A 25554-nucleotide genomic window follows, 5' to 3' on the forward strand; every position below is an offset into this window, starting at 1 on the left:
CCGGTGTCAGCGTGCGTCCGTGATGGTGCCGTCAGGCGCGCCGATGCGAGCACCCCAGCGTTGTCGAGAAGGGAACGGTCACCGTGTCAGGCGGCGGGTCGCCATCGAGCAGCAGCGTCATGGCCCGGCGGCCCATCTCGAGATGGGGCAGGGCCATGGTGGTCAGCGATGGCGTCAGCGCCCCCGAGATGGGCTGTTGATCATCAAAACTGACCACGGCCAGATCCCGGCCGGGGCTCAGACCGCGCCGCGCCAGTGCCAGATAAAGCTGCAGGGCAATGCGGTCCTGACCGCAGAGGATCGCCGTGGGCGGTGTGGCCTCACTCATCAGCTGCGCCAGTGCCGGCTCGACCCGATACGTTTCTTCACCCCCTGGAACACCTTCGCAGGCGGTGATCACGGCCTGTGAGGACGGCTCGATGCCGGCCTCGAGCAGTGCGTCATGAAAGCCCGCGGTGCGCAGCGGCGTGGCGACCGAGCGCGGGTTGGGCGCCAGAAAGGCGATGTGTCGATGCCCCTCGGCCAGCAGCAGGCGGGTGGCCTGCTGCGCGGCGCGGCGTTCATCGGGCACCAGCGCGGGCAGGGCCATGGTGGTGCTGAAGCCGTTGACCAGCACAGCGGGCAGCTGCTGCATCTCCGAGGGCAGTTCGACATCGCGATGGTAGTCGCAGGCGTAGAGCAGGCCGTCGACGCGCTGCTCCATCAGCAGTTCGAAGGCGCGTCGTCGGTGGTCGTCACCGGCCTCGCCATCGATGTTGAACAGCAGCAGCAGGCGGCCGTGCGCGTCGGCCATCTGCTGGGCGCCGCGCAGGATGTCCCCCGAGTGGGGTTGGGTGGTTACGCGGTCGGAGAGAAAGCCGATGATGTTGGAGCGGGCGCTGCGCATCATGCGGGCACCGCTGTGCGGCCGGTACCCCAGCGACTGGATCGCCTCGTTGACCCGCTCGCGGGTCGCCGGCTGCACCCGCGGGTCACCGTTGATGACCCGCGAGACGGTCTTGAAGGAGGTCTCGGCGTGGCGTGCCACGTCCTTGATCGACACCATGGTATTGCCCCTGCGCTGCGCCTCTCTCACCGAATCAGGCCGGCTGCGCCGTGGCCGCGTCGCTCACGAAGGGCTCACCGTAGACATCCTCGTCATCCCTTTTGAGTATGAAGAATGCATAGAGCCCGGCGATGAGCACGATCGCGCTGATGATGGAGAAGGTGGTCTGATAGCCGACACTGTCGCGCAGCATGCCCAGCAGCGGCGAGAGAATGATGTTGCCGCCCTGCGCCGAAATCTGAAAGCCGACCAGATAGAGCGTGGCCGACAGCGCCGGATTGAAGTGCAGCGTAAAGTAGCGAAAGATCGCCAGCACGAACAGGGGCACTTCAATGGCGTGAAACATCTTGACCAGCGAGATGAGCATGGGGTCTTCGAACACCGCACTGCCCAGAATGCGCAGAAACATCACCAGTGCTCCCAGCAAAATGGTATTGCGCACCCCGATGCGATGCATAAGCAGCGGCACCAGCCCCATCATGGCGGCTTCCAGAAACACCTGGGCGGAGTTGAGCATGCCGTAGAACTGCTGACCGCGCGCGGGGGCGTCGAACAGCCGGGTGTAAAACTCCGGGAACATCTGCTGGTCGTAGACGGTGTAGAAGGTCCAGGAGAAAAAGACAAAGGCGATCAGCTTCCATAGCGATCCGATGCGGAATACGTCGATCATCTCCCTCAGCGAGGGCACCTGCTGCTCGTGCTCGGTGGGTGATGTCGCCTCGACCGGCGCCTTCCAGACCAGCAGCATCATCAGCAGGGCCACCCCGAACAGCGAGCCCATCCAGAAGATCAGACGGGCGTCCAGGGTAAACAGAAAGCCGGCCAGCAGCGCGACCACGGCGTAGCCCGCCGAGCCCCACATCCGTGCCTGACCGTATTCGAAGCCACTGCGGCGGCTGATGCGCTCGGCGATCGCCTCGAACAGGGCGAAGGCGGCCAGAAACCCGGCCGACAGGAACACCGCGCCCACGGTGACACCGAGGGCAAAGCTGTTTTCCAGCAGCGGCCGATAGACCCAGATCATGAAGGGGCCTACCAGTGATGCGGAGCAGGCCGCCAGTATCGCCAGATGGCGACGCGTGCCCAGGCGGTCCTGAAGGGTACCGTAAAGGATCATGAAAAATAGCGTGGCCAGCGAGTTGGCGGCATAAACGATACCGACCGAGGTGCCATCCAGCCCCAGGCCGTTGTCCTCGCTGGTCAGCCAGATCTGGAAAAAGGACCACCAGATGCCCCAGGAAGCAAAAAACAGCAGCAGGCTGAAGGAGCTCTGCAGATAAGCGCGTGTCAGTGAAATACCAAGAAAATGTCTCAAGCCAGTCTCTCCGGGCAGCGAGCAGAACGGTCAACCGTTCATCGGTCGTGACAACGTTGTCACGGCACTTTATGCCGCTACTGGAGAACTGTCTTTACAACTTTTGCCCAGGCCGGAAGAGGAGGGGATGATTGTAGAAGCTAGCGGTAGCCCTCGGCCTGCAGCCGGAACAGCCGCGCATAGCGGCCGTCGGCGGCCAGCAGGCTGTCGTGGCTGCCGCGCTCGATGATGCGGCCGTGCTCCATCATCACGATCACATCGGCACTGCGCACGGTCGAGAAGCGGTGCGAGATCAGGATGGCGGTTCTATCACGGCTGTAGTGGCGAAAGCGCTCGAAGACCGCCGCTTCGGCAGCCGCGTCCATGGCGGCGGTGGGTTCGTCGAGCACCAGAATGTCGGCCTCGTCACGCATCCAGGCGCGGGAGAGGGCGATGCGCTGCCACTGACCGCCAGAGAGCTCATGACCATTGTTGAACCAGCGCCCCAGCTGGGTGCGATAGCCTTTTGGCAGGCGTTCGATAAAGTCGTCGGCCAGCCCGCGGTGAGCGGCCTCGCGCCAGCGCTGCTCATCCTTGAAGGCATCGATATTGCCTACGCCGAGATTCTCACCGACCGGAAACTGATAGCGCACGAAATCCTGAAAGATCACCCCGATGCGCCGGCGCAGGGCGGCCAGCTGCCAGTCGCGCAGGTCGCTGCCGTCCAGCAGGATACGCCCGCCATCCGGCTGGTAGAGGCGGGTCAACAGCTTGATCAGGGTGGTCTTGCCCGAGCCGTTTTCGCCCACCAGCGCCAGGCTCTCGCCGGGGCGCAGATGCAGTGAAATATCGTGCAGCGCCGTGGCGCCGCCGGGATAGGCGAAATGGACATGCTCGAAGCGCAGGCCGTCACCGGGCACAGCCCCTTCGGTGAGACTGCCGCGCTCGGTATCGGTGGGCAGCTCGAGAAATTCGTAGAGATTGGAGAGGTAGAGGTTGTCCTCATACATGCCGCTGATGGCGGTGAGGCTTGCCGACAGCGCACCCTGACTCTGCTTGAAGACCATCAGATACATGGTCATCTGGCCCAGCGTCAGTGCGCCGATCACCGTCTCCAGCACCACCCAGCCGTAGGCGGCGTAGAAGGTGAGGGTGCCCAGCAGGCCGAGCAGAAAGCCCCACAGGGTGCGACGCAGGGTCAGGCGACGCTCCTCGTCGTAGAGGCGCTCGAAAATGGCGCGGTAGCGCCCGCGCAGCAGTGGCTCGAGACCGAAGAGCTTGACCTCGCTGACGCTGTCCTCGCGGGCCAGCAGCGTTTCCAGATAGCGCTGCTCGCGCATCTGCGGCGAGCGCCAGCGAAACAGGCGGAACGCCTCGCCGGAGAAGCGCGCTTCGGAGAAGAACACCGGCAGGGCGCCGAAGGCGATGATGACCAGTGCCCAGGGGGAGAACTGCACCAGCAGCACGGCAAAGCTTGCCAGCGAGATCAGATTCTGCAAAAGCGTGAAGGTACGGTTGACCAGCGACAACGGTCGGGTCGAGGCCTCGCGGCGGGCGCGGGTCAGGCGGTCGTAGATATCCGAGTCCTCGAACTGCGGCAGGGAGAGCTGCCCGGCCTTGTCGAGGATCATCATGTTGACCTTCTGCCCCAGCCGCGCGCGCAATAGCGCCTGCTGCGCCTCCAGTGCCCGCTGGGCCAGCGCGATCAGGGCAATGATGCCGCCTTCCAGCGCAACCAGTCCCAGCACCGGTGACAGTACTTCGGCCGTATCGGCGGCTGCGCCGTAACGCTCGGCGGCGGCGACCACGCCGTCGACAATGAGCTGGCCGACCCAGGCGGCAACGGCCGGCAAAACGCCTGCCACCAGCGTGGCCAGCGCCAAGCCCAGCATCATCGCCCGCGAGGTCTGCCAGACCAGCAGCATGGCCCGGCGGGTATAACGAAAGACATTCAAGAAATCGCCCGGCGCGGCAGCCAGGCGATGTCGGGGACGGCCGTGTTGCATGCTTAAACGAACATTTTACAGCGGCTGGCGCGGGTGGTTGCGGGGCGTGGCGCCCTGGCGGGGTGCCCGGCGCGCCCGGAGACTGCCCTGCCAGAGGGCGGCAAGCGCCGCCTTGGGCTGATGGGAGCGGGGGCGTTTTGCCCGACCCTGGCGGGGTGTGGGTGTCGGCCGACGGCCCTCAAACAGACAGATGCCGAGACTGGCAATGACCACTGCCCCTGCCAGTAGTAGACTGATTACATTGCTCATGATGATCAGTGAGGCCGCTGCGACGCCCAGCGCGATCAGCATCACGGACAGGCAGATATCGCGTGAAAATCCTCGCCACAGTCCGTAGCCACCCAGGGCAGCGGCCAGACAGGCTATCCATAGCAGACTGGTCATGATGTCCTTAACTCCTGACGGTATCTTGTACAAGGCATATATCATTAATGTTAGACCAGTCTGACACAAAAGGGTGAAGTGGCTGACAACTTTTTATCGTCTGATGCTCATACCCGATGCGCGACGCCGCAAACACGCTCGAATGGCACAACCTGCAGAAGTGGCATAACGCTGACGTGTTATCCTCTACCTGCCTGCTGGCACAGGGTTTCTCCGATAACGCCGGTGGCGCCGAGACAGGACAACACCGAACGCACCCGACAACGACGCAGGAGCACGCCACGTGGCCCTCAGACATCGCAATCGCTGGCTCATCGGGGCGGCGGCCGCCGCTACCCTGGGACTCTCGACCTGGCTGCTGTGCACTTGGGGGGCCACTGCCTATGCCAATCGTGCACTTGAAAGCGCCCTCGGTAGGCCGGCCACCATCGAGGAGGTCGCGGTCAATCCCTTTACGGCGACGGTGTCACTGCAGGGGCTGGCCTTGGGAGCGACGAACGAGCGCATTCTGACCGTCAGCCAGGGCAGCGCCTCCTTTCACTGGGCTTCCCTGTGGCAGTCCGGATTGCACATCGATGAGGTATCGCTGAACGGGACGCATCTGCGTCTGATCACGGACGCCTCGGGTGAGCTTAATCTGGCGCAGCTCGGTGGCAGCAGCGAAGACGACAGCATGGCCATCGTGATCGATCGCATTCGGGTGGCCAACGGCCAGCTCGACTGGATCGACCGGCGTACTTCCCCTCATGGCAAACTGTCGCTGCGCGATATGACAGTGTCCCTTGAGGACTATAACAGCGAGACGCCCGAAGACCCCATGCACGGCAGCGCCAGCGCGCGACTGGGTGAGGGTCGGCTGGAGGTCGGGGGGGATTTCAGCCCCGATCCGCTGACCGGTGACCTGCAGGTCACTGCCGGTCAGCTGGCGCTGGCACAGCTCAATCCCTGGCTTTCCGACATGCGCCATCTGCAGATCGATAGCGGCAAGCTGACGGGGCAGGGGCGCCTCGCCTTCGGTCGTGCGGCCGAAAGCAGCGTGCTGTGGCAGGGGGATATCGATATCGGTGATCTGAGCGTGCTCGATCATCGGGGCGATCATATCTTCAGCGTCAACGCGGCAGCCTTCAATGGCATGGACATTCAGGGAGCCGATTACCTGCAGACCGAGCGCATCACGCTGGAGGCGCCCGTCATGCTGGTGCTGCTCGATGAGCAGGGACAGCTCAATCTGACGGCACAGCCGGACAGCGCCGATGAGGAGGCGCCGGCGTCTGAATCGAGCGACGCGTCCTCGCAGGAGGCGGACAGTGACCAGGAGGCGGGCAGCAGCGACCAGGGGGCCGATCTGGCGCTGGGCAGCCTGCGTGTCAATGACGCCACCTTCCGGTTTGAGGATCGCCAGATGTCGCCAGTGGTCCAGCTTGATATTCGCTCGCTTTCGGGTCGGATGGAGGCGTTTGATACCCGCACTCAGGCGCCGGCACGTTTCAGCTTCAAGGGATTTGAAAGCGATGACACACCGGTGGCCATCGAGGGCAATTTCAGTGCGGGGGCATCGATGGCAGGCGAGATGACGCTGACCAGCGAGCGGCTGCCGCTGGAGCGTTTTGCGCCCTATGTACAGCGCTTTGGCGGCTATCGTATTCGCAGCGGTATCGCCGATCTTGACCTGCACTATCAGCTCGAACAGGGCCGGGTGTCGGCAAGGAATCATGTGGTGCTCAGGCGCCTGGCACTGGCCGAAGAGGCCGATGGCAGTGATATTTCCCTGCCGCTGAAACGGCTGATCGGCCTGCTGCAGGGCGATGAGGGCGTCATTGATCTGAACATTCCCATCGAGGCCACGGTCGACGGGGGGGAAGTGGATATTTCCAGCGTGGTCATGCAGGTGGTGGGAGAGGTGCTCGAGAATCTGGCTACCTCGCCGATCGAGACGCTCGATGCCATGATCAACGGCGATGACAACGACACAGCAGGCGCAGCGTCAAAGAGCTATACAGAAGGTCCTCTGTCGCATGTGGCCACCGAGCCGCGCGAAGAGTGAGCGTCGACAAGCACATGGAAGTAGCATGAAAATGGATAACAGGCAGCGGGGGCGCGCGGGTCATGGCATATACGCCGCTGCAGCAGGATGTTTTCTGGCCGCCGTGATCAGCGGCTGTGCCAGCTACGAAGGCATCGAACCCCGGGGCGAAATGGTCTCGCTCAATCAGTTGTCGGCTCTCCAGGCGGTCGGGGACGTCACCATCTCCTCGGCCAACTGGCCGGACCGCCAGTGGTGGAATGCGCTGGGCGATCCGCATCTGGAGGCGCTGATTCAGGAGGCGCTGGCGGACTCTCCCGATATGGACGTGGCGCAGGCGCGTCTGCGCGCGGCCAATGCCGCGGTGGCGCAGGCGGGTGCCGAGCGTCTGCCGACCGTGGAGGGCTCGGCCGAGCTGTCACGCTCGCGGATCTCGGAAGTCGATGACCCCCAGGGGCAGGGCAATATCTACAGCACGACCCGGGGGCTGTCATCAAATGTCAGCTACGATGTGGATCTCTGGGGCGGGCGTCGTGCGGCGTGGACGGCGGCACTGGGCGAGGCCCGTGCCACCGAAATTGATCTGCATGAAGCGGCACTGACGCTGTCGGTCAATGTGGCGCGGGCCTATGTGCAGCTGGCGGGCGATTATGCACTGCTGGATATCGCCCGTCAGCAGCTTGAACGCGCCCGTACCATCGATCAGACCAACCAGCAGCTTCAGCAGGCCGGTCTGAGCGATCAGTCGGTGCGGCTGCAGTCGCGCGCCAGCGTGTCCACGGCGCGACAGGCGCTGGAGTCGGCAGAGCAGGCCGTGCGCAGTGACCGGATATCGCTGGGCATGCTGCTGGGCAAGGGGCCTGATCGCGGTTTCGAGATCGAGCGGCCACAGCCGCTGTCACCGGCACTCTTGTCCCTGCCCTCGGTTGTGCCTGCCGAGCTGGTCGGGCGCCGTCCGGATGTCGTGGCGGCGCGCTGGCGGGTCGAGGCCCGGACCCAGCAGATCAAGGCGGACAAGGCGCAGTTCTATCCCAATCTCAACCTGAGTGCGATGGCCGGCTTTAGCTCGCGGCTGGGCAGCTATTTCTTCTCGGAGCCGGCCAAAAGCTGGAGCGTCTCGCCGGCGCTATCGCTGCCGATTTTTGAGGGCGGGCGCCTGCGGGCCAATCTGGACAGCACCGAGGCCGATTATGATCTGGCGGTGGCGCAGTACAACCAGACCGTGATTTCGGCGCTGGGGACCGTGGCCGATACCATCACCTCCGTGCAGTCGCTGGATCGCCAGCGTCAGTCACTGGAGCAGGCCCGTGATAACGCCCAGCAGGCCTTTGATCTGGCGCTCGAACGCTTTCAGGCCGGCATCACCAACTACCTGCAGGTGCTGAGCGCCCAGCAGCAGCTGCTCGATGCCCAGCAGTCACTGGTCAGCCTGAACAGCCAGCTGGTGGATACCTCGATTCAGCTGGTGCAGGCGCTGGGCGGCGGCTTCGAGGGTCGCCTCAATGTACCGCACACCACCGGCGGCTATCCGTCGGCGCCCAATCCGCCAACGACGGGACCCGGCGCCGGGGCCTGACACCGGCATAAAAAAACGCCCCTTCAAGGGGCGTTTTTCATGGGCGACGGATCACCGATGATTCGTGATCCATCAGGATTCGTCGTCACGGTCGCCATCGTCGTTGTGACGGACCTGTGCAACGGCACGGGTATTGTCGGCGCTTTCAAGCTTGGCCAGAAGCTCTCTGGATTCGGTCTTGAAGCTGGCCAGTTCCTGGCCGCTCAGCGACCGCCCGCCAGGCAGCTTGACGCGCATGGCGTTGACCTGGGAGCCGTTGGCAATGATCTCGTAGTGCAGATGTGCGCCGGTGCTGCGACCCGTGTTGCCCGATTTGGCAATCTCCTGACCCATCTTCACACGCTGGCCGGGTTTGACCTCGGGTTTGGAAAGGTGGAGATAGCGGGTCTGGTAACCGTTGTCGTGGGTAATGACGATATATTTACCCGCCAGCGGATGGTTGACCACTTTGGTCACCCGGCCATCGGCCGGTGCACGGACCGTGGAGCCGACCGGCATGGCAAAGTCGGTGCCCTTGTGAGGCGAGATGCGGCCGGTGATCGGGTGACGACGCTTGAGATTGAACGGCGAGCTGATGCGGTAGCTCCCCTTGAAGGGGTAGCGGTTGAAGGCCGGATCGAGGCCCTTGCCGTCGGGCGTGTAGTAGTCCCCGTCATGACGCACGACGGTCAGGTTGTCCTTGCCTTCATAGTGAGCGGCCAGGATACGGGAGTCGTAGGGCTTGCCGTCGATCACATCCGATTCGATCAGCACCTGAAACCTGTCGCCGTCGCGTGCCGAGCGGAAATTGAGCTTTTTGCTCAGCACCGATGTCAGCTCGGCCACTTCACCACTGGACAGGCCGGTGGCGCGCGCCGAGGAGCCGAAGCTGCCGTTGACCGTGCCGGCAAAAAGGCGCTGCGTGGCCTCACCGGTACGTTCGATATCGTTGATGCGAAAGCGTTCGCTGGTGTTGTCGCGTTCGAACAGATAGCCGCTGCGGGTGTTTTTCATGACGCGAAGCGCCAGCAGGTGCCCATCCTCGTCGACCTTGTAGTCCAGCTCGCTGCCGACCCGCAGGGTATTCAGTACCTCCTTGTCGGGCGCCTCGTCGAGCAGCTTGAGGACGTCACGATACCCCAGTCCCAGGCTGTGTTCGGCCAGCGCGGCGAAGGTGTCGCCCCTCTGGACCTTGTAGGTCTGCCACTCGGCCACATAGGGCTCGCGTGTTTCGATCTGGCTACCCAGTGACAGCTGCTCGTCGAGGCTGTCACCGCCGGAGGCCGTGAACTCCCCGGTGTCATCGTCGTTGAAGTTATCGACATAGGAGGTGTGTCCGTCCAGGCCGTCGCCCAGACCCGTAACGTGGTCGGCGCGGGCGATGACTTTCTCGTCGCTGGCGGCCGTGCCATTGCCGTTCAGCGCGGCACCGGCGTTCATGGCCGCGAGGTTGGACGCCACGGCCAGCGCCTGCCTGGCGTTGAGCCGGCCGGTCTGATCGATCCTTTCGGACGCCGGGTTGGCAAGCGCCAGGGCACCGGCAATCTCGAGATGGGTCGGCTGACCGAAGGCGCGGGCCTGCTCCTGCGTGGCGGCAAACGTGTTGCTCACGGGCTGGGCAAGCTGCTGAAGGTCGGCAACCGTGGCATCGGTTGCCGCCGAGGTGTTCGTATTCTGATAGAGCTGATGCGCACCCAACACGCCAACCATGGCGGTAACCGGTAATAATAAAAGCCTGTGCGTGCGGGGTAGCGAACTGAAAATTCGCAACATGATGATGAGCGCCGTATACAGATTGATAAAGGGAATAAAGGCTGGATTACCTTACCGCAAGGTCAGGGATATGCCTAGTCCGGATATCAATAATTGATCACCTTTATTATAGATTAAAGGGCTGCGTGTCCGGCAGTGATTTAACAGGCGTTTTCTGTGAAATCCTTGTACAAGGATAATCCTTTACGATAACAGTATGTCATTCCCGGTCAGCCTGCCTTTTTTGTCCGCCGCCGCACGGCTGCCACGCTCGCGCCCGGGCGTCCCGCTCTCCGGCTGTCCGCGCAGCGTGGTCATTTTTGATATTGATGACTGTATATATAATCAGCCGAACCCTGTCTGGTCCCTTTATAACGATTATTTTATAGCGCTGGTTGAAGGTTCAATAAGGTCGTTTTTCGGTACTCAATAATATAAAAAATACGCCGCGATTTTTTGAAAATAAATTAAAAAAACACGACGCCATTTTGAGTTTAAAAGAGGTTTTTAAGCTCGAATTGTAGCGTTTTGTTTTATTGGAAAGACATTTCTTCATGCCGATTTAGTACGGTGGGTAAATATCGTTTACGTTGCTGTTGTCGCGGGTTATGTGCCGATCGGGGCATTTAGCTGCATGATAGGAAAGAAAATTTCAGTGCTAAAACGATCACGTCGACAGGAAAAACCATGCTAATGTGCCTTTCGATTAACAGGATGTAACATTACGCGAGTCACGCTGATCCAGTGGCAAATGCTGACGGCGGTGGTGGATCATGGCGGCTTGGCGCGGACTGCAGAAGTCATTCATAAAAGCTCCGCCAGCATTCATCATGCAGTTCATGAACTCGACACCGGCCGGGTGTGCAGCTACTGGACGCCAGCGGCCGACAGCTGAGCCTGGCCGAGTCGAGCGCGTCAACTGCTGGAGAGTGCCGATGCCATTGACGCCGTTGCCGATAGCCTCGCGGGAGGGGGGGAAGCCGAGATTACCGTTGCGATCGATCAGATCCTGGCGCCCGGGAGTCGCAGGCGCGTGTACAGACCCTGCAGGACAGCGGCGAGCTCAAGGCCCTGCCGCTTCAGGCCGGCGGGGGCGCGAAGGACCGCTGTCCCTGTACATCAATGATGTCGAGGGTGTCGGGCCTGCGGTGCAGGCCATGGCCGAGGCACTTCGTCCCGGGCGTCGCCCCTGACTTCATGGACACGGTCCGTGGCCGGGGGCGGTGTCAACGGCGACTGAAGCAGCTATTCTCACGACCCGAACATGAATTTCTGGAAGCAGCAGCCGGGCAAGGAGAGTGCCATGGGATTACTGGTCGATGGACAGTGGGTGGACCGCTGGTATGACACCAGGGGCAATAACGGCGAGTTTGTTCGCGAGTCTGCCAAACTGCGTGACTGGGTAACGCCTGACGGCGACCCCGGCCCCGACGGTCAAAACAGTGTCAGCGCAGGCAGCAATCGCTTTCATCTTTACGTGTCGCTGGCCTGTCCGTGGGCGCATCGCGCGCTGATCATGCGCCGTCTGAAGGGGCTGTCCGAACTGGTGGGCGTCTCCGTCACCAGCCCGTACATGCTCGATGAGGGGTGGACGTACGAGCTGGACGAGGGCTCCAGCGGTGATCCGGTCAACGGTGTACGCCGCCACTACCAGCTTTATACGTTAACGGATGAGCACTACACGGGGCGCGTCACCGTGCCGGTGCTGTGGGACAAGAAAACGTCGCGCATCGTCAACAACGAATCCGCCGATCTGATGCGTATCTTCAATACGGCCTTTGACGAGCTGACCGGCAACGAGCTCGATCTTTATCCGGCGCCGCTGCGCGACGAGATCGACCGCATCAATGATGAGGTGTACGACCGGGTCAATAACGGGGTCTACAAGGCCGGGTTTGCCACCGAACAGAAGGTGTATGACAAACACGTGACGGCGCTGTTCGAGACGCTGGACCGTCTGGAAGCCCTGCTCGGCGAGCGCCGCTATCTGGCGGGAGAGTATCTGACCGAGGCGGATATCCGGCTGTTCACCACGCTCATACGCTTTGACAGCGTGTATTACAGCCACTTCAAGTGCAATGTTCGCCGCATCGAGGATTATCCCGCGCTGTCCGGCTATCTGCGCGAGATTTATCAGTGGCCCGATATTGCCGACACCGTCAACATGACGCACATCAAGCGTCATTACTACGGCAGCCACCCGAGCATCAATCCCAACGGCATCGTGCCACTGGGACCCGAGCTCGACCTTGATCGCCCCCACGATCGTGAGCGGCTGCCGGGCAGGGGGATCTGTCAGCGCCCCTGATCGCTGCTCCCTGCCGGGCCGGGGCATCGCCGTGGCTGCCCCGGCTCGCTGCCGCCTATTCGACTTTCGGCGTGCATAACCCCCCATGTTGTGATAGATTATTGCTACCTCGCTTGTGAAGGCCCTGCCATCTCTGCTGATTCGCCCCCATTGAGACTGCCGTTGCGTAGGGGACGATTCTCCAAGGCGCCAATGCGCCCACGCATCGATGGAGCACTGGGTACCATACGACGGCAGTGACTGCCACGACCTGTCGGTCGCCGCGTATGACGTGTTGCCCAGATGCAATAACGGTCGCCACATGCCACGGATATCGTTATCTGTTCGCCTCTTTTTGCGGGCAGATTGGAACGATACGAGTGCGACCGGTCCGGGAGCCATCCGATATGTTCATCGTCCGATGAGTCTCTCCCGACCAGACATTTTCCCCCGTCGGTTTTGATGCCGGCTTATAAGGTGTGACATGACTTCTACTTCCGTTGCCTCGCCGAATTTCGGTGACATGGCGCTGCTGCCTGCTGTTCTTGAATCTCTGAACTCCCTGGGCTACGAAACGCCTTCGCCCATTCAGGCGCAGACCATTCCATCGCTTCTGGAAGGCGCTGACCTTTTGGGTCAGGCGCAAACCGGTACCGGCAAGACCGCTGCCTTTGCCTTGCCGCTGCTCTCCAAACTGGACATCAATCGTCGCGAGCCCCAGGTACTGGTCATCGCGCCGACACGTGAACTCGCCCAGCAGGTGGCCGTGGCCTTCAGCCGCTACGGTCAGAACATCAAGGGCCTTGAGGTCGTCACGCTCTGCGGTGGTCAGGACTATCGTGAACAGATGCGCGGCCTGAAAAGCGGCGGCCAGATCGTGGTCGGTACCCCGGGTCGTATCATCGACCATCTCGACCGCGGTTCGCTGAGCCTGACCGGCCTGAACGCGCTGGTCCTCGACGAGGCCGACGAGATGCTGCGCATGGGTTTCATTGATGACGTCAAGCGCGTGCTCAAGGACACCCCGACCGATGCCCAGCGTGTGTTCTTCTCGGCCACGCTGCCGCCGGAAATCTCGCGCATCGTCAGCCGCTATCTGGTCGACCCGGTCACCGTGCAGATCGAGGCGCGTGCCGCCACGACCACCATTCAGCAGCGGGTATGCCGCGTGGAGGGGCCGGCCAAGATCGAAGCGCTGGCACGCATCATCGAGGTCGAGCCGGTCGATGCCGCCATCGTTTTCGTGCGGACCCGTGCCTCCTGCACCACGCTGGTCGATCAGCTGGTCGCCCGCGGTGTGGCCGCCGCGCCCCTGTCCGGTGATCTGGATCAGAGCCTGCGCGAGCGCACCGTCCAGCGCCTGAAAAAGGGCAAGGTCGACGTGCTGGTCGCCACCGACGTCGCTGCCCGCGGGCTCGACGTGCCGCGTATCACGCATGTCATCAACTTTGACATGCCCCACGATACCGAAGCCTATATCCACCGCATCGGTCGTACCGGCCGTGCCGGTCGCGAAGGCACAGCCATCACCTTTGCCGGTGGTCGTGAAGTCCGCAAGGTCCGCTGGCTCGAGCAGGCCACCGGTCAGAAGATCGAGACCATGGAGCTTCCCGACGAGAAGACCATGCGCACGCATCGCGATGCGAAATTCAAGGCGCGTGCCGAAGCCATGCTCGAGCGCGGCCACGAGCATCAGCGGGAGATGGTGGAGTCGCTGCTTGAAGAGGGCGTTGACCCGATCGATCTGGCCTGCGTCTTTGCCAGCCTCGCCCGTGCCGGTGAGCCGCCCATCCGCTCGCTGCCGAAATCCAATCCGCGCAACGAGCGCCCCGAGCGTGGCGACCGTAACGAGCGGGGCGGCGAGCGCCGCGCCTCGCGTCGTCGTGATAGCGGCCCGTCGGAAGGCATGACCCGCTATCGCCTGGCCGTGGGCCATCGCGACAACATCAAGCCGGGACAGCTGGTCGGCGCGCTGGCCAACGAGGGCGGCATCGAAGGGGCCCGTATCGGCCGCATCGACATTCGCCAGAACCATAGCCTGGTCGAGCTGCCCACCAGCCTGCCCGAAACCGTGCTGGCCAAGATGGCGCGCGCCCGCGTCGGCGGCCGCCCGCTCGAGATCAGCCAGGACAGCGGCCGCACCGAAGGTGGTCAGAACGAAGGTCGCGAGCAGCGCCAGCGTCGCGACGATCGTCAGCAGGCCTCCTGAGACCGTAATGGCCATGCGCTAAAGCCCGCATGGCCGTGATCGGCACCGTGAAAGGCCCCCTGCCCACCGGCAGGGGGCCTTTTTGCGTCATATCAGCGCCCAACGGTCAGCACGCTGGCACCGCTGGCACCGGGTTGTCTACGCTCAGTCAACCGGACAGGAGAAACCATGTCTTCAACACGTCAACCGTTGCATGAGTGGACCGTCGATCCCGACACCGCCATTGCGCTACAGAAATCGCTCGCGCCCCGTATCGAGGATTGCGATCGCACAGGAGAGGTCAGCCATATTGCCGGCGTGGATATCGGCTTCGAGGACGGCGGCGATACCACACGCGCGGTGATCGTGGTCATGCGCTGGCCGTCGCTTGAGATCGTGGAGCGCGTGCTGCATCGCACCCCCACACAAATGCCCTATATTCCCGGGCTTTTGAGCTTTCGCGAGCTGCCGGCGGCGCTGGAAGCCTTCGAACAGCTGACGCTAACGCCGGATCTTTTGATGGTGGATGGCATGGGCATTGCGCACCCGCGGCGGCTGGGGATTGCCGCCCATCTGGGGCTCTGGCTGGACATGCCGACCATCGGCGTGGGCAAGAGCCGCCTCTGCGGCCGGCATGATGAGGTACCGGAGGCGCGTGGCAGCTGGGTGCCCCTGACACATCGCAACGAGACCATCGGGGCCGTACTGCGCACCCGTGAAAAGGTCAAGCCGCTGTATATCTCGATCGGCCATCGCATCTCGTTGGAGAGTTCGATTGGCTGGGTCATGCAGTGTCTGACCCGCTACAAACTGCCGGAGCCCACTCGACAGGCCGATCGTCTCGCCTCCCGCCGCACGGCAGAAACACGGCGCCCCCGGGAGGACGCCGCATCGCAACAGGGTGAGCTGTTGCCCTGAGATATACCGTTATCCCGGGTCTGATTCCCGGTGAGTCGGGTTTTTAGCGGGTCTGGTCAAGCCACTCGAGCAGCGCGTCATGAAAACGCTCGGGGGCCTGGACCTGCGGCGAATGGCCCAGATCCTCGAAGTGGACATAGGTCGACTCGGGAATGCGCTCGGCAATTTCCGGGCCCAGCTCGTCGTAGTGGCCCAGCGTTTTCTGGACCTCTTCCGGCGCCAGGCCCTTGCCCACGGCCGTGTTGTCCTGATCGCCGACCATCAGCAGGGTGGGAACCTCAAGGTCGTCAAACTCGTAGACCACCGGCTGGGTGAGGATCATGTCGTAGGTCAGGGCCTGGTTCCAGGCGTTGATATCGCGCCCTTCACCGCGATACATGCCGGCCTGCATCTCGACCCAGCGGTCATATTCGGGTTCCCACTCGCCGGCATAGTAGGTCTCCTGCTGATACTCGCGCATCTTCTCGGCGCTGGCCTGTTTGCCGCTTTCATACCAGTCGTCGATCGACTGCCAGGGGACACCCTTCGCTTTCCAGTCCTCGAGGCCGATGGGGTTGACCAGCGCCAGGGCGCGTGTGGCGTCGGGGTACATCAGCGCGTAGCGCGTGGCCAGCATGCCGCCCATCGAGTGACCCAGCACGGTGGCGTTGTCGATATCGAGGTGCTCGAGCAGGGCATGCGTGTTGCTGGCCAGCTGCTGGAAGCTGAACTGATAGTGCTGCGGCTTGCTGGATTTACAAAACCCGATCTGGTCCGGAGCGATGACGCGATAGCCCTGCCGGGTCAGCGTCTCGATGGTGCTCTCCCAGGTCGCGGCACAGAAGTTCTTGCCGTGCATCAGCACTACCGTTTCCCCGTTGGCCTCGCCCTGCGGCGCCACGTCCATGTACATCATCTCGAGCGACTGCTGCTGGGAGTCCAGCTCGAAGCGATGTACCTCCCACGGATAGTCAAAACCTTCCAGCCGGGGACCGTAGACCGGGGCGTCGTCATTGGTGTTGCTGGTGTCATTGGCGGCCATGGCGGGCAGGGCCATGGAAGCAAGCAGTGGTGCCAGTAAAAGCGTACGCATGAAATATTCCTTGCCGGGCATCGTGAATCGATGTCGTTATCGTGGGTGCGAAAGAAACGCGACCGGGTGCGCTTTCAGTCTGGCAAAAAACGCCAACGCACAATGGGGCCGAAACGGCTTTTTAAGCTCCCCCCAGGACGGGATACGCCCAATCGGGCACGGCCCCGGATGATCCGATCCGTCATGATCCTGCATCACAGGCGACACACAGGCCCGGTATCCCGGCATGGCCGGCATACGGTGCTGTCGAAGTGGTCGTTTGTTTGCCATGATAGGACGCTTGAACCCACTACGCCCAATGCAACCAAAGGACCTCCGGCCATGCAGAAAAAAGGTATTGGCGATTTCTTTTTTACCATCATTCTCTGGATTCTGATCGGTGGCCTGGCCCAATGGCTGATGCAGCATCAGCTCAACGGCAACGGTACAGCGGTCACCGGGATGTCTACCGGCGACAACATGGCCGAGGGCGTCGGCTTCTCCTCCTACTGGAGTGCACTGGGACTGGTGGCCCTCTTTTTTGCCGTCATCGCCTTCATGGCACGCGATCTGATGCGCGACAACCCGGTGACCCGCTCCTTGAAGGTGATCGGCACCCGTCTTTTGAGCACGACCTTTGATATCGGTCTTTTTGCCCTGGGCGGCACGCTCTTTTTGATGCTCAGCCCGGCCGCGTCGCATACGGTGCCGCAGTGGCAGGCGCTTTTCATCGGCATCAGCCTTCCGTTTTTCATCGTCATTCTGGTGGTGCTGGGCGTAATCTGGTGTCTGCTGAGATTCTCGCGCCTGTCGCTGGTCAGTATTCCGGCGCTCGAGTTCAAGCCGCTGGTGCGGGTCGCGCTTTATGTAGGCCTGCTGGCGATTCTGGTGCTGGCCGCCTGGCTGGCGCTGTAGGTACGCGCTCCTTGCCTTCAAGGGCCTCTTCGGAGGCCCTTTTTCATGGCTGAAACCCGGCCCGACCTCAGCCCATGCTGATATCGCTCTGGCCGTTACCGCGGGGCGCCACCCGGATCTGGACCGGGATGCGCTCGTGCATGTCCTGAACGTGGGAGATCACACCCACTCGACGACCTGATGATTGCAGAGCATCAAGGGCATCCATGGCCTGCGACAGCGATTGAGGGTCGAGACTGCCGAAGCCTTCATCGATGAACAGGGTCTCGATGGAGAGTTGATGCGAGGCCATCGAGGCCAGCGCCAGGGCCAGGGCCAGCGAGACCAGAAAGGTTTCCCCGCCCGACAGCGAATGGACGGAGCGGCGCTCATCGCCCATCTCCGTATCGATGACCAGAAGCCCCAGCTCGCTGCCGCCGCGCGCCAGCCGGTAGCGCCGTGCGAGGCTTTCAAGGTGCAGATTGGCATGCTCGACCAGCCGCTCCAGATTCCACCCCTGGGCGATGCGGCGAAACCGCTTGCCATCGGCGGCACCGATCAATCCCGAAATGCGCCCCCAGCGCGTGATTTCCCGGCGGCGCTGTTCCAGCGTCTGCTCGATCTCGCGCGCCCGCTCGCGACAGTGATTGTCGTGGCGCAGGGCATGATCGGCCTCGTCACGCGCGCTTCGAGCCTGCGCCAGCTGCGTTTCAAGATCTCCCTGGTGTCGGGCCAGCATGGCGCATCGCTCGCGGCGCCATGTTGTCAAAAGGTACGTGTCATCCTGTGCCGGTATGGTGGCATCGGGCGAGGCGGCATGCTCGCTGTAGTGCTGGCGATGACGCAAAAGCACCGTCAGCCGCTCCCGGCTCAGCAGCCGCGCCTCGCTGATGTGCTGATCCGTGGTCGCCATCGCCTGCGCGAGTTGCTGATGCTCCTCGGTCGTCAACGCCAGCAGGTCGACCAGGGCGTCATCGTCAATGTCGGGGTGGGCCTCGCGCCACGTTGCCATCTCCCCTGATAGCCTGTCGCGCCTTAGCGTCTGGTCCTCATGCTGCTGTTGAAGCTGCACAAGGGCCTCGTGATGCTGACGGCACTGCGCCTCACACGCCTCCAGCTGCTGCTGGCTGGCGTTGAGCTGCTGCTCGCGCGTTTCGAGATCGTGATCGAGCGCCTCGCGCCAGGCCTGCACACTCGGATAGGGGCCAAGCCGTGTCTCGAGTGCGCCGGCGAGCCGGTCGCGCTCGCTGACCAGCGGGGCATGGGCCGCTTCGAGCGTGCGGCACTGTTCCCGGCCATGCGTGACGCCGGCCTCCAGGCGGGTCACTTCCACCTCCAGGGTGTGCAGCTGCTCCTGCAGGGGCGCTCTGATGCCGTCATCCCGATCAAAGGCGGCCAGACGTTCGGCCTCCCGGTCATGATGCCCGGCGATCTGCGTCTGCCGGGTTTCGAGCCAGTGACCGCGGGCATCAGGGGCAACGGCCAGCAGCGTCTCGCTCTCGGGGCAGGCCTCCAGGCGGCGACGGGCGTCGTCTCGCTGGTCCGCGAGGGTGTCAAGCTCCTCGCGGCGCTGCGTCATCCGGCTGGTGATTTCGCTGTCGCGCCCGCGCAGCTCACCGCAGCGCTGCTCTAGGCGATCACGGTGCTGGCGGGCCTCATCGAGCTGGCGCTGCTCTTCACGTTCGGTGGCCAGGAGCATGGCCCGGTCGGGCCGGGCCGGCGGCTGACGGCTATAGGGATGATCAGTGCTGCCGCATACCGGACACGGCGTATCCGGTGTCAGCCCCTCGCGCATGGCGGGAACGCTGTCGCTGCGGGCGGCGCGCAGGCTCGCGATGCTCTTTTCCAGCTGCTCGAGGGTGTGCCGTGCCCGGTCGAGGTCGGTGCGCGCCCGGGCGCCTTCTTCCTGCACGCTGTCCAGTGTCTTCTGATCCTCGCTCTGGCGTGCCTCCTGCGTCCGGAAGTGCGTCTCCAGCCGGTGCCAGTGGTCATGGGCATGCTCGAGATCGTCCAGCGCCTGGCGCGTCTGACGGTACTGATCCAGTCGCTGCCGGGTCGCTTCCCGCCACTGCGCGAAGGTCTCGGCCCCGTCGGTGAGCGTCTCGAGGCGTGCATCGATATCTGCCAGCGAGCGCCGCTGCTGCTGCGCCTTCCGGCGGCACTCGGCCAGGGCGCTTTCCTGCTCCGACAGGGCCTGTCGCTGCTGCGCGAGCTGCTGCTCGGTGTGCAGGGCGCGCTGATGCAGGTCACGGTATTGGTACTCATCCAGGGCGCACTGTTCCAGCAGCGGCTGCTGCTGGCGATAGTCATGACGCGTCGTTTCCAGCTGCTGGCGATGTAACGCGTGCTGCCCGGCGATCTCGTCGCGCTGTCGAGTGGCGGCGGCGAGTGCTTCCCGGGTGGTGTCCAGACGCGTCTCAAGGCCCTGGCGCGAGGCGGTCAGCGCGTCGTACTGCTCGAAAAGATGCCGGACCGGGGCAAGCGCCTCGAGGCGGGCCAGGGTGTCACGCTGCGACGCCTGGCCCCGGCGGGTCTCGAGCGCCGCTTCATGGTCCCGACAGGCGCTTTGCCAGTGCGATTCCAGCTGCTCGTCGGTGGCGTGCCATGTCTGTTCGCGCTCGAGTGCCTGCTGCTGCGTCTGCAGCGTCTGGAGCCGGGCCAGGGTGTCGGCGGCCCGCTGCTCCAGCGTGGCGCGCTCGTCGGGGCCGGCCGGCGCCTGATGGCCGAGCCGGTCTTCCAGTTCGGCGACGTCGCGCTCGCAGGCCCGGGTTTTCTGATAGGCGGCGATGGACAAACGCGAATAGATGTCGGTGTCGGTGAGCTTTTCCAGCAGTTCGCTGCGCTGGTTGTCGTCGGCTTTCAGAAAGGCGCTGAACTCGCTTTGCGCCAGCAGCACGGCGCGGGTGAACTGCTCGAAGCTCAGGCCGAGACGCTGCGGCAGCAGGCGATCAAACTCGCGCTTTTGTGACGTGATGACGGTCTGGTCCGGCAGTGACATCAAACTCTGCTCGATGCCCTGCAGCCTGCCGTCTGCCTTGTTCCGGGCGCGTCGCACCCGCCAGCAGGCCCGGTAGTGCGCGCCGTCGCAGCCGCGAAAATCGACCTCGGCGTAGCCGCTGCTTTCGCCGCGGCGCAGCAGGGTGCGCGGGTCGGCGGTGGTCAGGGTCGCTTCGCCGACATCGGGAGAGACAGAGTCCCGGCCGGGCGCGGTGCGCAGACGCGGCGTATTGCCATAAAGCGCCAGACACAGCGCGTCCAGCAGGGTGCTCTTGCCGGCGCCGGTGGGGCCGGTAATGGCAAAGAGCCCGGTGCTGTCGAGCGGGTGTGCAGTAAAGTCGATGGTATGCGGCCCGCTCAGGGAGGCGATGTTATGCAGACGCAGGGCCAGAATTCTCATGGGTGCTCCTCGGGCGATTCGTCGTCAAGCAGTGCCTGCAGCAGGGTCTGAACATCCTGCATGACGTCATCGGGCGGCGGATCACCGTACTCCCTGGCCCAGGTCCTGCTGAACAGATCCGCCGGGCCCAGCGCCTCCAGCGACTCGTGCTCCTGCGGCGATGGCGGCGGCTGGGACACTCGGGTGGTGATACTGACCAGGCGCACGGCCCTGCCTTTCAGTGTCCGTTCGATCAGGGGTCGCAGATCCACCCGCGGGGCATCCAGCACGACCCGCACATCCAGCCAGGGCCACTGCTCGCGCGGCAGATCGGTGGTCGTGTCGTCCGGCAGCTCGGCACTTGTCAGCGCTTCTAGGACCTCATCGAGCGGCAGCGGGCCCACGCGGTGCATGGCCACGGCGCGGGGCACGGGCAGCGTGGTGACGTCCCCGAGGTGTTCGCCCTCGAGGGTGACTTCCAGTACCTGATGGGGATAGTGGGTCTCGGAGAAGTCCAGCGCCAGCGGCGAGCCGCTGTAGCGGATATGGTCGCTGCCCACGCGCTGCGGCTTGTGCAGATGCCCCAGGGCGACATAGGCAATCTCTGCCGGGAACAGCGAGGCCGACAGCGACTCCTCGCCGCCGATCACGATGGGGCGCTCGCTGTGTTCGGAGACGCTGGCACCGTGCAGATGGGCATGGCTCATGGCAATCAGCGCCTGGCCCGGCGCGCGCCTGTGGATGCCGGCCTCGAACAGCACCTCATGCACCCGCGCCATGCCGCGGACGTAGCTGTCGCCGGGCGTGTCGGCGACTTCCTCACCGTTTTCACCGTCCCGCGGGTCCCGGCCGGTGACTTCGGCAGGACGCAGAAAGGGCAGGGCCAGACACCAGGCGCGTGTCACGCCATGCCGGTCCGGCAGGGGCACCATCAGACGCTCCACGTCGGGCTCATTGCTGTCGTGCCACAGGATGCGCCCCAGGGCATGGGTGTTGAGACGCTGCAGCAGCGGGGCGGGCAGTTCGATGCGCGCGCCGCTGTCGTGGTTGCCGGCGATCATGACGATGGTCAGGTGCGGCAGGTGCTCGTGGGCTCGGGTCAGAAAGTCATACAGCAGCGACTGGGCCGCCATGGAGGGGTTGATGACGTCGAAGATATCGCCGGCAATCAGCAGGGCATCGGGGTCTCGCTCGACAAGCGTCTCCAGCAGCCAGTCAAGAAAGTGGCGGTGCTCGTAATGGCGCGACTGGCCGTGAAAATGCTGGCCGAGATGCCAGTCAGCAGTGTGGATCAGTTTCATCAAACGCAACCGTCAAAAAGGAAAGTGCTGGTCGTGGTGCCATCATTGGGGGCCAGCAATCGCGGCCATCATGACGGCTCCCGACCTGTAATCACAGGGGCCGGCCATGAGCGCGCGTGACCGTGGTTAATGTATTGCCGGGGACGCAAGTTCGACGTAATAGGCAGAACCGACCGATGCGGGTATATTCCTGCGTCATCGCCGAGCGGGCGATGGTGTGGCCGTTTTCTGACGATCCGCACGCACAGCAGTGACAGGGCCCGTGCGGCAGATGGTGACACGGCGTCACCATGTTTTACGCAAGGGCAAAGGAACCGCCAATGCATGTGATGGTCGATTCTGGTTAACCTTGGGTCATACGAAAGCCTCATGAGGGGCTGACCCTGTATCAACTCAACTCTGGATGGCGGCTCGGGCAGGGTCGTATCGTCTTAAAAGGAATGTCTTGTCCATGGATCGAAGAACTCTACTCAAGGCGTCGGCTGCACTCTCCGCGCTGGGCGTGTCCACCCGGTCCCTGTTGGCCCGTGCCAGTGGCAACAATAACCGCGGTCCGGGGGAGGGGATCGGCGTGGCGCTGGATGATGAGGGCACCGATTTCGATTTCGACTGGCTCAAGTCACACGCCCGGGAGATGGCCACCTCCGAGCATCAGGATACCACCGAGACGCTGCCCGATACGCTGACACTCGACAATCTTGATCCGCACGAATACCAGGCCATCCAGTACGATCAGAATCACGCCCTGTGGTCCGATCGCGCCAATTCCGCCGTTCAGGCCCAGTTCTTTCACGTCGGCATGCAGTTCAACCAGCCGGTGCGCATGCACAGCGTGGTGGATGGCAAGGCCTACCGGATTCACTTTCGCCCGGAGCTGTTTACCTACGAGGGCACGGGCATCGATGTCGACCAGCTCAAGGATCATGATCTGGGCTTTGCCGGCTGGCGGGTATCGCGCAGCCCCGATTTTTCGGCGCTGGCCAACGTGGTGTCCTTTCTGGGGGCCACCTATTTCCGCGCCATCGACAAGAACAACCAGTTCGGTCTGTCGGCGCGGGGACTGGCCATCGATACCGGCATGCCGCCGGAAGAGGGCCAGGAAGAGTTCCCGGTCTTCACGCATTTCTGGTTCGATGAGCCGCCGGCCAATCGCGCCCGTTTTACCGTCTATGCCCTGCTGGACTCTCCCAGCGCGACAGGCGCCTACAAATTCGACATCGACTGTCAGTCCGAGCGGGTGGTCATGGGGGTCGAGGCCAACGTCTATCCGCGCCGAAGCATCGAGCGTCTGGGCATCTCTCCCATGACCAGCATGTTCCTGACCGGGACCAGCCAGCGGCTGCGCCGCGATACCGTGGTGCCGCTGATCCATGACTCCGACCGCCTGTCGATCTGGAGTGGCGACGGCGAGTGGATCTGTCGTCCGCTCTACAATCCGGACGTGTTGCAGTACAACACCTTCGTGGATGACAACCCGCGCGGTTTCGGACTGGTACAGGATGACCACGACTTCGAGCATTACCGCGACGTGGTCAACTATTACCATGCCCGCCCGAGCCTGTGGTGCGAGCCGACCAGTGACTGGGGCAAGGGGTCGATCACGCTGATCGAGCTTCAGACCATGGGCGAGACGGTCGATAATATCGCCGCGTTCTGGCAGCCTGCCGAGCCGGTCGAGGCCGGGCAGGAACTGAGCTACAGCTACAACCTGTACTGGAGCCCGCATCCCCCGGTCCAGCCGTCGGTCGGGCAGGTCGACAAGACCTGGACCGGCATCGGGGCAGTTCGTGACGGCTGGATTCCCGGTGAACACTCCCCGGAGACCTGGGCGCGCCGTTTTGCCGTCGATTTCCGGGGCGCGCCCATTAACGATATGTCCCCCGGTGCCGATATGGAAGCGGTGGTGTCGGCGTCCACCGGCGAGACGCAGGTCGTGTCGGTGACCAAGCTGGGCGGCCCCCTGCAGATGTGGCGCGCACAGTTTGACTGGTATCCCGAAAGCGAGCAGACCGACCCGGTCACGCTGCGGGTCTACCTGCGCCTGGGCGACCAGACGTTGAGCGAAACCTGGCTCTATCAGTTCGTGCCGCCGGCCCCCGGTGATCGCAACTGGGACCGTCACGGCTGATGGCAGAGAGGCCTGGCGTACTGCAACGGGCCCTTCGGGGTCCGTTTTGGTGTGTGATGACCGGAAAGGATAACGCCCGCCCATTGCGGGGGGTACACTAAAGGAATTGTTCGATGATCGATAAGTGCCGGAATATCCAATGAGCGAGCTATTGCCGCGCCCCTTCGTCTTTCTTCGCCATGGCGAAACCTTCTACAACCGTGCCCGTCTTATTGCCGGCAGTCCGGATGTGCCCCTGACCCCCCTGGGTGAGTCCCAGGCGCGTGATGTCAGTGTCATGCTGGGCTGTCGGAGATGGTCTCACGTGGCCGTCAGCACAATGTTCCGGGCGCGCAAGACGGCACGACTGGCCCTGCCCGACAGCGAACTGCATTTCTATGAAGGCCTTCGGGAGCGTAGCTGGGGCGAGCTGGAGAAAACGCCCATTCAGGACCCCATGCCCTATTTTGACGACCTGGAAAAGGGGGAGTCCTGGGCGGTGTTTCAGGGCCGGGTGCTGGCGGTGCTCAATGAGCTGCTGACACGCTTTGAGTGCCCGCTGGTCGTGGCTCACTCCGGTGTTTTCCGGGTGATCTGCAACGTGACCCAGGGACACCCCTATGGCGCCCGTATTGGTAATGTGGCCCCCGTGCTGTGTCAGCCCCCGACGGCGGCGCAAGAGCCCTGGCAGCTGCTGCCCTGGCAGGACCGGGTGGGCGCAGGCTGGGCGTGAAGCGCCACCCTGTCTATGCTTCAGGGCATCCGTTACAGGCGATCAGGGAGGGACTCTGCATGACGACCGTAGGTTATGGCGATGATCGGGTAGATGTAGGCGGGCACTTCCCCGCGCCGGGCGAGCAGGCGCCGTCTTTTGTGCTGACGGGCCGGGAGATGAATGATGTTGCGCTCGAGGACCTTGCCGGGCAGCGCAAGGTGCTCTCGATCGTGCCCAGCATCGATACCGGCACGTGCGCGACCTCCACACGCAAGTTCAACGAGCAGGCATCACGTCTCGAGAATACGGTTGTACTGGTCATCTCGGCGGATCTGCCGTTCGCCGCGGGCCGCTTTTGTGGCGCCGAGGGGCTGGACAACGTGTTCATGCTCTCCACGTTTCGCCATCACGCCGATTTTGTTCAGGCCTGGGGGGTGGATATCCAGAGCGGCCGGCCGCGCGGGCTCTGCGCCCGGGCCGTCATCGTACTGGATGAAAACAACCGGGTGCTGCACAGCGAGCTGGTCGATCAGATCAAGAACGAGCCCGATTATGCGGCGGCACTATCGGTGCTATAGCCGGCCCCCTTCGGAACGGAGTTGCCAGTGCGGCAGGACAGACTATCCTTTGGATGAGTGTCCTGCTCCGAAGGCAGGAC

General features: G+C 63.2%; 17 protein-coding genes. 9 read left to right on the forward strand and 8 right to left on the reverse strand.

What is annotated here, in order from left to right:
- Window positions 1-31: 31 nt before the first annotated feature.
- From M1D97_RS06135 to M1D97_RS06150, 4 genes are all read right to left on the reverse strand, one after another.
- Window positions 32-1045 carry a LacI family DNA-binding transcriptional regulator gene (locus M1D97_RS06135; protein WP_456269847.1) on the reverse strand — a complete coding sequence of 338 codons (1014 nt, stop codon included), beginning with the start codon at window positions 1043-1045 and terminating at the stop codon, window positions 32-34.
- A gap of 34 nt (window positions 1046-1079) precedes the next feature.
- Window positions 1080-2360, reverse strand: a complete 1281-nt coding sequence (locus tag M1D97_RS06140; protein ID WP_456269848.1) for an oligosaccharide MFS transporter — start codon at window positions 2358-2360, stop codon at window positions 1080-1082.
- A gap of 140 nt (window positions 2361-2500) precedes the next feature.
- Window positions 2501-4345 carry an ABC transporter ATP-binding protein gene (locus M1D97_RS06145; protein ID WP_456269849.1) on the reverse strand — a complete coding sequence of 615 codons (1845 nt, stop codon included), beginning with the start codon at window positions 4343-4345 and terminating at the stop codon, window positions 2501-2503.
- A 15-nt stretch (window positions 4346-4360) separates the two neighbouring features.
- Window positions 4361-4729 (reverse strand): hypothetical protein, encoded by a 369-nt coding sequence (locus tag M1D97_RS06150; protein WP_456269850.1) that lies wholly within the window; start codon window positions 4727-4729, stop codon window positions 4361-4363.
- Between the two features lie 283 nt (window positions 4730-5012).
- Here M1D97_RS06150 and M1D97_RS06155 point away from each other — a divergent pair, with 283 nt between their 5' ends.
- Window positions 5013-6773: a DUF748 domain-containing protein gene (locus M1D97_RS06155; RefSeq protein WP_456269851.1), complete on the forward strand. Its 1761-nt coding sequence runs from the start codon at window positions 5013-5015 to the stop codon at window positions 6771-6773.
- 25 nt (window positions 6774-6798) lie between these two features.
- Complete coding sequence (locus M1D97_RS06160; protein ID WP_456269852.1) at window positions 6799-8328, forward strand: efflux transporter outer membrane subunit; 1530 nt, start codon at window positions 6799-6801, stop codon at window positions 8326-8328.
- Window positions 8329-8400: 72 nt separating this feature from the next.
- Here the strand turns inward: M1D97_RS06160 and M1D97_RS06165 are convergent, their stop codons facing one another.
- Window positions 8401-10017 carry a peptidoglycan DD-metalloendopeptidase family protein gene (locus M1D97_RS06165; RefSeq protein ID WP_456269853.1) on the reverse strand — a complete coding sequence of 539 codons (1617 nt, stop codon included), beginning with the start codon at window positions 10015-10017 and terminating at the stop codon, window positions 8401-8403.
- A gap of 1345 nt (window positions 10018-11362) precedes the next feature.
- On the opposite strand from M1D97_RS06165, the gene M1D97_RS06170 reads away from it, so the two are divergent.
- From M1D97_RS06170 to nfi, 3 genes are all read left to right on the forward strand, one after another.
- The gene (locus M1D97_RS06170; RefSeq protein WP_456270183.1) at window positions 11363-12367 is read left to right on the forward strand and encodes a glutathione S-transferase family protein; all 1005 of its coding nucleotides are present in this window, start codon (window positions 11363-11365) and stop codon (window positions 12365-12367) included.
- A gap of 463 nt (window positions 12368-12830) precedes the next feature.
- Window positions 12831-14555: a DEAD/DEAH box helicase gene (locus tag M1D97_RS06175; RefSeq protein ID WP_456269854.1), complete on the forward strand. Its 1725-nt coding sequence runs from the start codon at window positions 12831-12833 to the stop codon at window positions 14553-14555.
- A gap of 168 nt (window positions 14556-14723) precedes the next feature.
- Complete coding sequence (gene nfi, locus M1D97_RS06180) at window positions 14724-15452, forward strand: deoxyribonuclease V (RefSeq protein ID WP_456269855.1); 729 nt, start codon at window positions 14724-14726, stop codon at window positions 15450-15452.
- A gap of 43 nt (window positions 15453-15495) precedes the next feature.
- On the opposite strand, the gene M1D97_RS06185 is transcribed toward nfi, so the two are convergent.
- Window positions 15496-16524 carry an alpha/beta fold hydrolase gene (locus M1D97_RS06185; protein WP_456269856.1) on the reverse strand — a complete coding sequence of 343 codons (1029 nt, stop codon included), beginning with the start codon at window positions 16522-16524 and terminating at the stop codon, window positions 15496-15498.
- A 321-nt stretch (window positions 16525-16845) separates the two neighbouring features.
- Between M1D97_RS06185 and M1D97_RS06190 the strand changes: the two genes are divergently transcribed.
- A complete protein-coding gene (locus tag M1D97_RS06190) occupies window positions 16846-17418 on the forward strand; it encodes a hypothetical protein (protein WP_456269857.1) in 573 nt (190 codons plus the stop codon).
- A 67-nt stretch (window positions 17419-17485) separates the two neighbouring features.
- Here M1D97_RS06190 and M1D97_RS06195 read toward each other — a convergent pair whose 3' ends face one another.
- Window positions 17486-20794, reverse strand: coding sequence for an AAA family ATPase (locus M1D97_RS06195; protein WP_456269858.1), 3309 nt, complete (start codon window positions 20792-20794; stop codon window positions 17486-17488).
- Window positions 20791-22074, reverse strand: a complete 1284-nt coding sequence (locus tag M1D97_RS06200) for an exonuclease SbcCD subunit D (RefSeq protein WP_456269859.1) — start codon at window positions 22072-22074, stop codon at window positions 20791-20793. The genes M1D97_RS06195 and M1D97_RS06200 overlap by 4 nt, the downstream gene beginning before the upstream one ends.
- Before the next feature lie 451 nt (window positions 22075-22525).
- Here M1D97_RS06200 and M1D97_RS06205 point away from each other — a divergent pair, with 451 nt between their 5' ends.
- The 3 genes from M1D97_RS06205 (at window position 22526) to tpx (ending at window position 25474) form a co-directional block, all read left to right on the forward strand.
- Complete coding sequence (locus tag M1D97_RS06205; protein WP_456269860.1) at window positions 22526-24202, forward strand: glucan biosynthesis protein; 1677 nt, start codon at window positions 22526-22528, stop codon at window positions 24200-24202.
- Between the two features lie 139 nt (window positions 24203-24341).
- On the forward strand, window positions 24342-24914 hold the full coding sequence (locus M1D97_RS06210; RefSeq protein ID WP_456269861.1) for a histidine phosphatase family protein: 573 nt from the start codon (window positions 24342-24344) through the stop codon (window positions 24912-24914).
- Between the two features lie 59 nt (window positions 24915-24973).
- On the forward strand, window positions 24974-25474 hold the full coding sequence (gene tpx, locus M1D97_RS06215; RefSeq protein ID WP_456269862.1) for a thiol peroxidase: 501 nt from the start codon (window positions 24974-24976) through the stop codon (window positions 25472-25474).
- Window positions 25475-25554: the final 80 nt, after the last annotated feature.

It is taken from the genome of Kushneria sp. AK178 (assembly GCF_053903105.1).

Bases quoted from the DNA above. Each gene is read 5' to 3' on its own strand.
- M1D97_RS06135 (WP_456269847.1), bottom strand. From the start codon at position 1,045: ATGGTGTCGATCAAGGACGTGGCACGCCACGCCGAGACCTCCTTCAAG.
- M1D97_RS06145 (WP_456269849.1), bottom strand. From the start codon at position 4,345: ATGCAACACGGCCGTCCCCGACATCGCCTGGCTGCCGCGCCGGGCGAT.
- M1D97_RS06150 (WP_456269850.1), bottom strand. From the start codon at position 4,729: ATGACCAGTCTGCTATGGATAGCCTGTCTGGCCGCTGCCCTGGGTGGC.
- M1D97_RS06160 (WP_456269852.1), top strand. From the start codon at position 6,799: ATGAAAATGGATAACAGGCAGCGGGGGCGCGCGGGTCATGGCATATAC.
- M1D97_RS06165 (WP_456269853.1), bottom strand. From the start codon at position 10,017: ATGGTTGGCGTGTTGGGTGCGCATCAGCTCTATCAGAATACGAACACC.
- M1D97_RS06170 (WP_456270183.1), top strand. From the start codon at position 11,363: ATGGGATTACTGGTCGATGGACAGTGGGTGGACCGCTGGTATGACACC.
- M1D97_RS06175 (WP_456269854.1), top strand. From the start codon at position 12,831: ATGACTTCTACTTCCGTTGCCTCGCCGAATTTCGGTGACATGGCGCTG.
- nfi (WP_456269855.1), top strand. From the start codon at position 14,724: ATGTCTTCAACACGTCAACCGTTGCATGAGTGGACCGTCGATCCCGAC.
- M1D97_RS06185 (WP_456269856.1), bottom strand. From the start codon at position 16,524: ATGCGTACGCTTTTACTGGCACCACTGCTTGCTTCCATGGCCCTGCCC.
- M1D97_RS06190 (WP_456269857.1), top strand. From the start codon at position 16,846: ATGCAGAAAAAAGGTATTGGCGATTTCTTTTTTACCATCATTCTCTGG.
- M1D97_RS06195 (WP_456269858.1), bottom strand. From the start codon at position 20,794: ATGAGAATTCTGGCCCTGCGTCTGCATAACATCGCCTCCCTGAGCGGG.
- M1D97_RS06200 (WP_456269859.1), bottom strand. From the start codon at position 22,074: ATGAAACTGATCCACACTGCTGACTGGCATCTCGGCCAGCATTTTCAC.
- M1D97_RS06205 (WP_456269860.1), top strand. From the start codon at position 22,526: ATGGATCGAAGAACTCTACTCAAGGCGTCGGCTGCACTCTCCGCGCTG.
- M1D97_RS06210 (WP_456269861.1), top strand. From the start codon at position 24,342: ATGAGCGAGCTATTGCCGCGCCCCTTCGTCTTTCTTCGCCATGGCGAA.
- tpx (WP_456269862.1), top strand. From the start codon at position 24,974: ATGACGACCGTAGGTTATGGCGATGATCGGGTAGATGTAGGCGGGCAC.